Raw genomic sequence first — 10,166 nt, forward strand, 5'->3', positions numbered from 1 at the left:
CGGCCGCGACTGGCTGATCAAACGCGTGGCCGCGCTCCCCGGCGACCTCGTCCCGCTCGACTGCGTCCCCGCCCTGGCCACGGCGCCCGAGGAGCGCGTACCGCCGGGCAAGGTGATCCTCCTCGGCGACAACGGCAGGGTGAGCTTCGATTCGCGGGAGGTCGGCTACTTCCCGCTGGAGCGTGTCCTGGGAACGGTGCTGCGCCGGCGGTGACAAAACGACAACAGGAGGCCGGTCTGCCGTATTTCCCCGGGAGTTGACAGTGTGCGCCGACCGCACGACAGTGCGGAGGAGCGACGGGGGAACGGTATGGCCGAGGACGACGACGGCGCACCGATGCGCTGGGACAGCGAGGCCCGCCGGGGCGCGGGCGGTTGGGTACCGGTATCCGGGAGTTCCTCGCGGGCCGGGGGCACGACGAAGGGCGGCGGTCCTGCGCCGCCGGGTGCCCGCGGGTCCTTCGCGTCACGGAGGTTCGTCCTGCTGGCAGTGGTCGGGGCGGTGGCCTCGGCGGTGGTCGCCCTGGTGGTGGTCAATGCCTTCTTCTCTGGCTCGCCGGACGGCCAGGAGCCCTCGCCCGGCGGCCCGTCGGCCTCGTTGGCGGCGCAGAGCGCGGCACAGAGCGCGGCACAGCCCGATGGGCCGCAGTCCTCATCGCCCTCATCGGAACCGCCCGCCACGGGGCGGGCCCAGGCCGCGGCCCTGGATGCGCTGCTGACGAAGAGCGCGGCGGACCGCGAGAAGGTCACCGATGCGGTGAACGCCGTCGAATCGTGTGCCTCCGGTGCGGCCGTCGCAGCGGCGCGATCCGATCTGACTACGGCGGCCGTCCGGCGTGACGGGCTGGTCGAGGACCTGTCCCGGATCGCCGTGGAGAGGATCGAGGGCGGGCGCGCCGCGGCGGAGGAGCTGCGGACCGCCTGGCAGCGCTCGGCGGAGGCCGACCGCGCGTTCGCCCGGTGGGCGCAGGACGCCGCGGGCTGCTCCTCCGGCCGCGTTCCCCACGGCTCCGCGTACGACCGCGGGGTGGCGAGCAGCGGCCTCGCGACGCAGGCCAAACAGGAGTTCCTGCGGAGGTGGGCGCCGATCGCCGTCCGGTACGGGCTGCCGGTGCGCGACCACACCCGTATCTGACGGCCCGGCAGCCCTCCTCCGTCCGCCCTTGCTCTCCCCCACTGTCCGCCCTGACGGAAGGTTCTTCCGACGATGAGCCAGCAGGATCCCCAGAGCCCGCTCCGCCAGCTCATCGAGGCGCAAGCGGGCAGCCGTCCCGGTGACGCCACCGCCTATCTGCGTGGCGCGGCCCACCTCGACCGCGACTTCCGCGACGCGGTGATCGCGGAGCTCGCCGAGAACCCCTACCGCGTTCCTCCGCCCGCCTACGGGGTGGACCTCGTGGCCGTGCTCAAGGAGTGCTTCGTGGCACGGCGCCGGGCCACGCTCCGCGGGGCGCTGATGATCGCCGTGCCGGTGCTGCTGCTCCCGGTCGATGCGGCGGGCGTGTTCCTGTGCGTCGGCCTGGTGCTGGTCGCAGGCCTCTTCCGGCTCGCGGCCCGCGCGATGACGGGTGCCACGGAGCGCGGCGCCGGCGCGGCGGGGCGCGACCGGTCCGGCCCCGTCACCCGCCTGCTGACCGCGCTCATCGTGCTGGCGGTCGTCGCCTTCCTCGGCATCCGGCTCCTGAGCGGGATCGGCCCTCTGCTGGACGACGTCGTGCGGCCCCATCTCCCGGCCGTGCTCCTGGTCTACGCCCTCTGGACGGTGATCGCGGCCGTGGACGCGTACCTCCGGACGTCCCTGCTGCACCTCCTGGCCACCGGCCGGGCCCCGGAACACCCCGACGGGCAGGGCTCCACCGCGGCCCGCGTCGCACAGCTGCGGCGCCAGCAGGCCGACCCCGACGTCATCTACAGCGACTACGCGCCCTTCGTGGGGGCGGGGGTCGAGGTGGACTCCTGGTCCTTCGCGATCGAGCTGATCCCCCGGAGGGGCGCGACCGTGCCCACGCTCCGCTTCGCGCAGCCCGGGGACGCGCCCGCGGGTCCCGGTGCCGCGCCGGACGCCGCCGGCTTCACCGTCCCCGCGGTGCACGCCCGCATCCGGGCCGAACTCCTGCGGCTCGGCGCGGGCGGGGACTACCCCGGCGACCGGCTGCACGGCATCCACGTGGACGACTACGTGATGAAGGGCGGCCTGAGACTGGGCCCGGCCGCGGACTGGAGCGGCACCGGGCCCGGCACGGCGTTCGCGCGCATGGCGCCGTTCGCCCGGCGCGCGGCCGCCGAACGGCTGCGGCTCGCGCCGGGCGTGCCGGCTCCCCCGACGTGGTGGCCGGACAGCCTGGACCTGGCCGCCGAGGAACGGCTGCGCCACTACCTGACGACCCGGGTGGGCAGCTGGGAGGACGAGGTCGTCCTCACTGTCTTCAGCCGGGTGCAGCTGCAGGGCGGCCTGCTGTTCCTGGAGTCCCGGGCCTTCCTGCTGCCGCCGATCGCCCGCACGTACCACGGAATCGACAAGGTGATGCCGCCGTCCGACGCCTCGGACTGGCTCTCCCTGGCGGGCGACGCCCTGGTGGCCGCCTTCCGGCTGGCCGGGGACGCCCCGCGCGACCTCGTCGCCGTCCCGCGGACGGCCGTGCGCACCGCGCGGAGCAGGGCCTGGTACGGGCGGATGTGCCGCACCGACCGCGTGGTCGACCACGGGCCCCGGTACTCGGTCCGGGAGCTGGCCGCGGAGCCGGAGTACCAGCAGCTGTTCCAGGAGATGGACGCCCAGCGGTTCCTCAAGAGCATCAAGACCCGCACGCTGACGGCGGTGCGCGGCAGCCTGCGGGACGCGGGGTACCGCACGGACGAGTACGACGCGCGCGCCAACGTCGTCTTCGACCGCTCGGTGCACGTGCACGGGACGGTCACCGGCAACGTCCAGACCGGTGACGGCGCGAACGCCACGCACCAGACCGTCACCACGCCCCAGCCGCACGTCGGCCCGAGCCCCGGCGGCGCTTCTTCAGGGAGTTGACGCGATGACCTCCACTCAGCGGGACGGGAACGGGGACGCGCCCCGGGACCACACGCGCGGCATCGTCATCCACGGCACCTTCAGCGGCAACGCGCAGACCGGCGACCACGCCCGGGCGGAGTACGTCCGGCAAGCGGCGGGCTCCGGTGGCCGGGATGCGGAGTCCGCCGAGGTACGGGAGCTGCGGCAGGCCGTGGAGGCCCTGCGCGCCGAGCTCGCGTCCCTGTCCGCCGGCAGCGCGCCCCTGCCGTCACCCGCGCTTCAAGCGGCGCAGTCCGCACTGGACGAGGTGGACGACGCGCTGCCGACGACGGATGAACCGGCGCGGGGGCGGATCCAGCGGGCGGTGTACGCGGTGAGCGGGGCCCTGGCCTCGGCGGCGTCGCTGGCAGAGGGCGTCAGGGCGCTGCGGGAGGCGGCGGCTCCGTGGTTCTGACGCCTCGGCAGCCCCATGGCCCTCAACGTCAAGTCCAGGGTTAGACATATCCCTCGGGGATGGTCGCACCGATGACCGCAGTCAGCTCGTCGAGGAGCGCCTGCCCGGTCCCGTCACCGCCGTACTCCTTCGGCACGAACACCTCCACGAAGGCGGCGCGGTGGTCGGCGATGCAGCGAACACCACCACCGGGCGGCTGCTCCACGAACCACTTGACGCCGCCGGTCTCCCAGACAGGGGCGTAGCGGTCGAAGCTCTTGGAGCCCACCGTAAGGACCTCGGGGCGCGGTATCCCGCAGCGCAGCAGGACCGCCGGGTGGCCCCAGGCCGCGGTGAACTCCGAGACGGGACGGGGCGTTCCCCGCTCCAGCCCGGCCAGGGTGGTGGGCAGCTCGGCGTGCAGTGCGCGGCAGTGAGCGGCCTGCTGCCCCGTGGGCCTGGGCACGGTGCGGGCCGCGGCGCCGCTCGTGGACGACGATCCGGCGGCGACGAGCAGTGCCGCCGCGACGACGGGCAGACCGCGTGACCCTCGGCTCCAAGGCTGCTGCACCGGGCGCTCCTCCGTGCGTACAAGCGTGTACAAGCGAGACCAATGAGGCGGGATCACATGGAAGTGGAACCAACCGCACCACCCGTGGCGTATTGACTGTCGACCAGGCCGTGCAAGTCACGCCATGCAGGACACAAGGAGAATACGATCTTGAAGAGCATAGGTGCACAGCCCTCCCGCCGAACGGTTCTCGCCCTCGGTGCGGGCACGGCGCTGGCCGCCGCCATGTCCACGGGCGGGACGGCCTACGCATCGACGCCCGCCGGGGACCGGATCTCCCGTCAGCTGCGCGCGCTGGAGCGCGAGCACTCCGCGCGCCTCGGGGTGTTCGCCCGCAACACGGTCACCGGCAGGACCGTCGTCCACCGCGCCGACGAGCGCTTCCCCATGTGCTCGACGTTCAAGACGCTCGCGGTCGCGGCGGTCCTGCGGGACCTCGACCACGACGGCACGTTCCTCGCCAAGCGGATCCACTACACCGCCGAGTACGCCAAGGCCTCCGGCTACGACAAGATCACCGGCGAGGCGAAGAACGTCGCCAACGGCATGACCGTCGAGGAGCTCTGCGGCGCCGCCATCTCCTACAGCGACAACGCCGCGGCGAACCTCCTGCTCACCGAGCTGGGAGGGCCGACCGCCGTCACCCGCTTCTGCCGCTCGGTCGGCGACGACACCACCCGGCTCGACCGGTGGGAGCCCGACCTGAACTCGGCGGAGCCGGACCGGATCACCGACACCACGACCCCCCGCGCCATCGGCCGGACCTACGCGCAGCTCGTCCTCGGCAACGCCCTGGAGACGGCGGACCGCAAGCGGCTGACCGGATGGCTGCTCGCCAACACCACCAGTGACCGGAAGTTCCGCGCCGGCTTCAAGGGCTGGACCGTCGCGGACAAGACCGGCTCCGGGAGCTACGGCACCAGCAACGACGTGGGCGTCGTCTGGACCCCGGAGAAGTCGCCGGTCGTCGTCTCCGTCCTCACGACCAAGCACGAGCCCAAGGCGGCGGGGGACGACGCACTCGTCCGCAAGGCCGCCGAGCTCCTGGCTCCCGTCCTCGCCTGACGGCCGGCCGGGCGGTCCCGCACCCGCCTCAGGGCTGCGGGACCACCGCCACCGGGCACGGGGCGTGATGCAGGGCCGCATGGGCCACATGGCCGATCCGCTGGGGGACGTGCGGCCCGGAGGCGTGCCGCCCGACGACCAGGAGGGCGGCGCGTTCGCAGGCGGAGAGCAGCACCTGGGCCGCGCTCCCCAGTTCGACGTGCTCGACGACCTGGACCTGCGGGTGGCGCTCGCGCCACGGCTGGAGGGCGTCGGCCAGCCGCTTCCTCTCCAGCGGTTCGAGGCCGCCGGCCTCGTCGGCCAGCCGCATGGACGCCGGGCTCCAGGCGAACACCGGAGGAATCGACCAGGCGCGCACGGCGCGCAGGGCCGCTCCCTTCGCGGCCGCGGCCGAGAAGGCGAACTCCAGGACGGCTCCGGCCTCCTCCTCCGCCCCGGGCACACCCACCACGACCTCGTCCGCTTCGGGAACGCGCCCGGCGACCGCCTCGCCGGGCCCGGCGAGCGGCTCCCCCCGGTCACCGGACTGCTCGCCCTGGCTGCGCACGAGCACGACCGGCCCCCGGGCCTGCCGCAGCACGTGCAGGGCGATGGAACCGATCAGGTAGCCGATCAGCGCCCCGTGCCCGCGCGAGCCGAGCACGAGCATGTCGGCCTCGGTCGCCTCCGCGACCAGGGCGGGGACCGGATCGGCGGGCAGGAGCCGGGCCGTCACCGGCACCCCGGGGCACCGGGCGGTCACCCGGGCCCGGGCCTCGCGCAGCAGCGTCTCGGCCCAGCGCTGCTGCACCTCGGTGTCCGCGGTGACGGGCAGGTCCAGCGGCTGCCACACCCAGGCGTGGACGAGGCGCAGCTCCATGCCCCGGCGCTCCGCCTCGGCGGCGGCCCAGTCCGCGGCGGCTTTGCCGTGCTCGCTTCCGTCCACGCCAACGGTGATCACGCCGGACACAGGGCCTCCATGGGGCGGGCGACGGTTTCTCCTTGTGGCCACTGTCCGGCCTGTCCGCCACTGTGGCAGGGACCGGAGGCCGCGGCCACACGGACGAGTGACTCCGTCCGGACACCACGGCCCTGTGCGGATCCCGGCACCTCAGTTGTGCGGGACGACCGCGACGGGGGCGGTGGCATGGTGCAGCACGGCGTGCGTGACGGGCCCGAGGCGCGCGCCGATGACCGAGCGGCGCGCGCGGCGGCCCACGACCACCAGACAGGCCGTGGCGGAGGCCTCGGTCAGGTGCTCGCCGGGACGGCCCACCACGCACTGCTCGTCGACCGGCACGCCCGGGTACTTGCCGCACCAGGGCCGCAGTGCGTCGGTGAGCGCCGTCGACTCGCGCGTGGCCAGGCCGGCGATGTGCCCCGGGTCGACCGCGGCGGGGTCGTAGCCGAACAGGGGCGGCAGGCTCCAGCCGTGCACGACCCGCAGGCGGGCGCCACGGGCCGCGGCCGCCTCGAAGGCGTAGGCGAACAGCTCGTCACACGGGCGGGCGAGGTCCACGCCGAGGACCACGTCGCCGTACGCTTCCCCGTCGCGCGCCTCCTCGCCGCGCGTCTCCCGGCCGTACGCCTCCTGTTCCCGCCCGGCCCGCTCCCCCGCCCGTACGAGCACGACCGGCCGCTCGGCACGGGCGAGGACCGACATGGACACCGACCCCGTCAGGAAGCCGCTCAGGGCGCCGAGCCCCCGCGAGCCGAGCACCAGCACCTCGGCCTCCTTCGCGGCGGCCACCAGCCGCTCGACGGGCCGCCCCTCCAGCTGCTCCGTGCGGATGTCCAGGCCGGGGTGTTCCCCGCCCAGTTGCCCGGACACCTCCGCGAGGAGGGAGCCCGCCCAGCTCGCGGGGTCGAACTCCACTCCGCTCAGCGCCGCGAGGCCGTAGGTGGGCGACCAGTCCTCCAGCGCGTGCAGCAGCGTCAGCGGCAGCCCGCGCAGCCGGGCCTCGCGTGCGGCCCACTCGGCGGCGGCGAGCGATTCGGGCGAGCCGTCCAGTCCGGCGATGACGGTACGGGGCATGGCGTGCTTCCTCCGGGTGAGTACGGGATCGGCCGGCGCCACCGTCGTGCTGTCCGCGGCGCGTACCCACCGTCTCTCCGCAAGCCCCTCCTCCGCGCGGGCCCAACGGTCCCCGAACGTCCGGCCGAACGGCCCCGCCGCCGCTTCACGCACGGTGGCCCGCCCGGAATCCGTGAACCGGAACCGGGCGGGCCACCGTCGTCCGCACCTGCGGCCGCGTCAGGGGTCAGATCGTCACGCAGATGCCGTCCTCGATGCTGCGGCCGTCGCGCTCCAGCCCGCCGCACACGAGCTTCGACTGCGCCTGCTCGTAGCCCACTTCCCACCGGTGGGAAGCCGCGCTGACCTTCGGCGAGTGGAAGTTGCCCCAGTAGGACCGCAGCGTCCCGGGCAGGCCGTCCTTGGTCCGCACCGTGATGTCCTGGACGAAGCGGTTGTGATGTGCCGTCATCACACAGATGTACTTGCCGCACTGGCTGTGCACCGCCGCGTTCGCGGGCGACGCCGCGACGAACCCGAAGGCCAGGGCGGCGAACACGGTCGCAATCTTCCTCATCACTTCCCCTTGCCGAAGTCACCGCACGCTCTTGTGCGGTTGATCGGCCTCAGTAGACCGGGCGCCCGGCGGGCAGGTCCCCTTTCAGGGGAGATTTCGCCTGATCAGGTGGACCTGCCCGGCTTCGTCAGCGAGCACGTGGCCCTGGCCGTCCTGGTCGGGTCGCTCTCCGACCGTGCGGTGAGGGTGACGGTGCCCTTCCGGTCCGCGCCCGGCTTGGCCGTGACGGCGGCCTCGACGGGGACCGAGGAGCCGGAGGCCGCAGTGGTCAGGCGGTTGGGGAGCCAGGCGGACCAGCCGCGCCCGGAGGCGGTGGCGGACAGCCGGTAGATGTCGGAGGACAGCGTGGGATCGCTCTGCGGTGCGGCCTTGCCGGTGTTGGCGAGGTCGAAGGTGCACACGGCCCGTCCCCCGGCCGGGTCGCTCTTGACCGTGCCGCGGCCGAGCGCGAGCCCGCGGGCCTGCGGCCCCGCGCCGTCGAGGGACTTGACGCCGATGTCGTAGGAGAGCACGCCGGTGGCGTCGCGCCGCACGTTCAGGACGTAGAAGTGCAGCCGGTTGGCCTCGTCGACGTACTCGTAGGAGCTGCCGGAGTCGGCGCCCGCGTGGAAGAGCGCGTCGCTGAGCTGCCGGTAGTCCCCGATGGTGATCTTCTGCGGGGTGCCGTCGGGGCGGGTGAAGTCCAGCAGGCCGATGTCCTCGGGGTGCGCGTCGACCACCCAGGCGAACGGGGCCCGGTCCGCGTTCTTGGTCTTGCTGAGCAGGACGCCGCTGTCCGGGGTGAAGGAGTCCATGCCCATGCGGTCGACGACCTCGACGGTGTAGTTGTCGTAGCCGCCGCCGTCGCACAGGGGGTCGGTGGTGCGGTCGCAGGCCGGGGACAGGTCGCGGCCCATGGTGATGTTGACGCCGGTGAGGCCCTTCTCGCCGGGCGGGGCCGAGCGTGCGGTGACGCGGGCGACGACGAGCCCGGAGTCCTTGAGGGCGTCGCGGTCCAGGCGCAGGACGTTCTTCTCGTCGACGATGCCGAGCTTCATCTTGTCCCGCAGGACGTGCTGGGCGCCCATGGAGCCGCCGGCGTTGGCGGGTATCTGCCAGCGGGTGTGCGGCCCGCCGGGGCCGTTGAACGAACCGCGGGAGAGCATGCCCCAGATGCCGGTGTAGGCGCGGCTGAGCGGGGTCCCGTAGGGGTTGTTGTAGTTGTCGCCGATGCCCAGGATGTGGCTGAGTTCGTGGGCGAACGTGGCCATGCCGGAGCTCTCGGCCTGGGTGGAGGAGCCGTTCGCCGCGTTGGGCCAGATGCGGGCGGCCGCCTGCCAGGACGTCCAGGGCACGTAGCGGGTCCTGGCGGAGTTCAGGCCGGAGGCGATGGGCGACGGCGGCCCCCAGGCGGCCGGCACGTCCCGTTCGGAGCGGAACTTCATCTGCCCGAACTCCTGCCAGGCGGAGGACTCGTCCACGCCGGCGGTGAGGTAGAAGACGAAGTCGAACTCGCCGGCCTTGTCGGCGCCCACCTCGTCGGTCCAGGCCCGTTTGCCGTCGGCTCGGATGTCCTTGCCGCAGGTGTCGCCCACGGGGCACGCGCCGGGGTTCATACCGGGCTCGATGCCGTACTGGTACGACTTCCACGGCATGCGGTACACGCCGAAGGAGGTCAGCGCGACGCCCATGCGGCCGCCGGAGTCCTCCATCCAGTACTCGTTGATGGTGTGGCCGTGGTTGAGCGCACCGGGCTTGTTGAGGAAGTCCTCGTAGAACTTCGGGACCTGCGCCCGGGGGATGCCGGAGGCGCTGGGCAGCGGATTGCCGAACCGCGCGGCGCCGGCCGGCTTGCTGACGGAGAACTCCTCGTCGGGGTAGTCCAGGAGGACCAGGGCCCCCTTGAACTTGCGCTGCGTGGGCTTGCGGTCCGGGTCGGCCCAGTCGGTGCCGGGGACCGACCGGTATTCGGCCCAGGTCATGTCGTCGGGGTTGCGCCAGTGCTGCGGATCGATCGGCTGGACGAGGGGGTGCGGCTTCCGGGATTCGGCATCGGGCGTCGCCCGGGCCGGGCCCGCGGCGACGGCGGCCACGACGCCGAGGAGGAGGGCGACGACGCTGAGTCGGCGCAGTCGACGGGCGCGTCTGCGGCGCAGGAACACGGCTCACCTCTTGAATTGGCAAGTTCATGACAAGCGCTCATGGCAAGCACTGTTCCGAATGTGCCTACCGGGGCCAACGGTAGAGCCGGGGACAGCAGCGACGCCAGAGTGCCTACGGGCCGCCTGGCGTCTCCGCGTACGACCCGGGCCCTGCGGGCGGCGTCCGCACCCGCCGCGACGGGCCCGGCCGCCGCCTTCACCTCGGCCGGGCTGCGCCGGCGGCGGCCGCGAGCACGGCCACAGGCGCCCCACGGGTTTACGGCACCACGACCCGGTAGGCGCAGAGCCCGAGCACACCGAGCACGCAGGCGATCACCACCCAGGAGCCCAGGCCCGTGTGGCGGCGGCTCCCGCGGCCGGACCGGGCCTTCGCGGGGCG

Annotated in this window: 10 protein-coding genes; 5 read left to right on the forward strand and 5 right to left on the reverse strand. The window is 73.6% G+C overall.

All coding sequences use genetic code 11. The features are described from left to right. The 4 genes from V7793_RS26345 to V7793_RS26360 form a co-directional block, all read left to right on the forward strand. Positions 1-214 (forward strand): S26 family signal peptidase (locus V7793_RS26345; protein WP_336010613.1); only part of this gene is annotated, 214 nt, incomplete at its 5' end. A 96-nt stretch (positions 215-310) separates the two neighbouring features. Then, a complete protein-coding gene (locus V7793_RS26350; protein ID WP_336010616.1) occupies positions 311-1,135 on the forward strand; it encodes a hypothetical protein in 825 nt (274 codons plus the stop codon). Positions 1,136-1,207: 72 nt separating this feature from the next. Then, entirely contained in the window at positions 1,208-3,025 is a 1,818-nt protein-coding gene (locus V7793_RS26355) for a hypothetical protein (protein ID WP_336010620.1), read from the forward strand. 4 nt (positions 3,026-3,029) lie between these two features. Beyond that, positions 3,030-3,461: a DUF5955 family protein gene (locus V7793_RS26360; protein WP_336010623.1), complete on the forward strand. Its 432-nt coding sequence runs from the start codon at positions 3,030-3,032 to the stop codon at positions 3,459-3,461. Positions 3,462-3,501: 40 nt separating this feature from the next. Here the strand turns inward: V7793_RS26360 and V7793_RS26365 are convergent, their stop codons facing one another. Next, a complete protein-coding gene (locus V7793_RS26365; RefSeq protein ID WP_336010625.1) occupies positions 3,502-4,011 on the reverse strand; it encodes a DUF3515 domain-containing protein in 510 nt (169 codons plus the stop codon). A gap of 150 nt (positions 4,012-4,161) precedes the next feature. Between V7793_RS26365 and bla the strand changes: the two genes are divergently transcribed. Beyond that, positions 4,162-5,076, forward strand: coding sequence for a class A beta-lactamase (bla, locus tag V7793_RS26370; RefSeq protein ID WP_443058000.1), 915 nt, complete (start codon positions 4,162-4,164; stop codon positions 5,074-5,076). 28 nt (positions 5,077-5,104) lie between these two features. Here bla and V7793_RS26375 read toward each other — a convergent pair whose 3' ends face one another. From V7793_RS26375 to V7793_RS26390, 4 genes are all read right to left on the reverse strand, one after another. Then, entirely contained in the window at positions 5,105-6,025 is a 921-nt protein-coding gene (locus V7793_RS26375; RefSeq protein WP_336010629.1) for a universal stress protein, read from the reverse strand. Between the two features lie 141 nt (positions 6,026-6,166). Further along, the gene (locus V7793_RS26380) at positions 6,167-7,090 is read right to left on the reverse strand and encodes a universal stress protein (protein ID WP_336010633.1); all 924 of its coding nucleotides are present in this window, start codon (positions 7,088-7,090) and stop codon (positions 6,167-6,169) included. A gap of 226 nt (positions 7,091-7,316) precedes the next feature. Next, positions 7,317-7,646, reverse strand: a complete 330-nt coding sequence (locus V7793_RS26385) for a hypothetical protein (RefSeq protein WP_336010635.1) — start codon at positions 7,644-7,646, stop codon at positions 7,317-7,319. 104 nt (positions 7,647-7,750) lie between these two features. Further along, on the reverse strand, positions 7,751-9,787 hold the full coding sequence (locus tag V7793_RS26390; RefSeq protein WP_336010638.1) for a M6 family metalloprotease domain-containing protein: 2,037 nt from the start codon (positions 9,785-9,787) through the stop codon (positions 7,751-7,753). Positions 9,788-10,166 lie beyond the last annotated feature (379 nt).

This window comes from Streptomyces sp. KLMMK, assembly GCF_036961605.1.
GTDB classification, from domain to species: domain Bacteria; phylum Actinomycetota; class Actinomycetes; order Streptomycetales; family Streptomycetaceae; genus Streptomyces; species Streptomyces telluris.

Excerpts from the sequence above, each read along its gene's own strand:
- V7793_RS26350 (WP_336010616.1), top strand. The coding sequence starts at position 311 with ATGGCCGAGGACGACGACGGCGCACCGATGCGCTGGGACAGCGAGGCC.
- V7793_RS26355 (WP_336010620.1), top strand. The coding sequence starts at position 1,208 with ATGAGCCAGCAGGATCCCCAGAGCCCGCTCCGCCAGCTCATCGAGGCG.
- V7793_RS26360 (WP_336010623.1), top strand. The coding sequence starts at position 3,030 with ATGACCTCCACTCAGCGGGACGGGAACGGGGACGCGCCCCGGGACCAC.
- V7793_RS26380 (WP_336010633.1), bottom strand. The coding sequence starts at position 7,090 with ATGCCCCGTACCGTCATCGCCGGACTGGACGGCTCGCCCGAATCGCTC.
- V7793_RS26385 (WP_336010635.1), bottom strand. The coding sequence starts at position 7,646 with ATGAGGAAGATTGCGACCGTGTTCGCCGCCCTGGCCTTCGGGTTCGTC.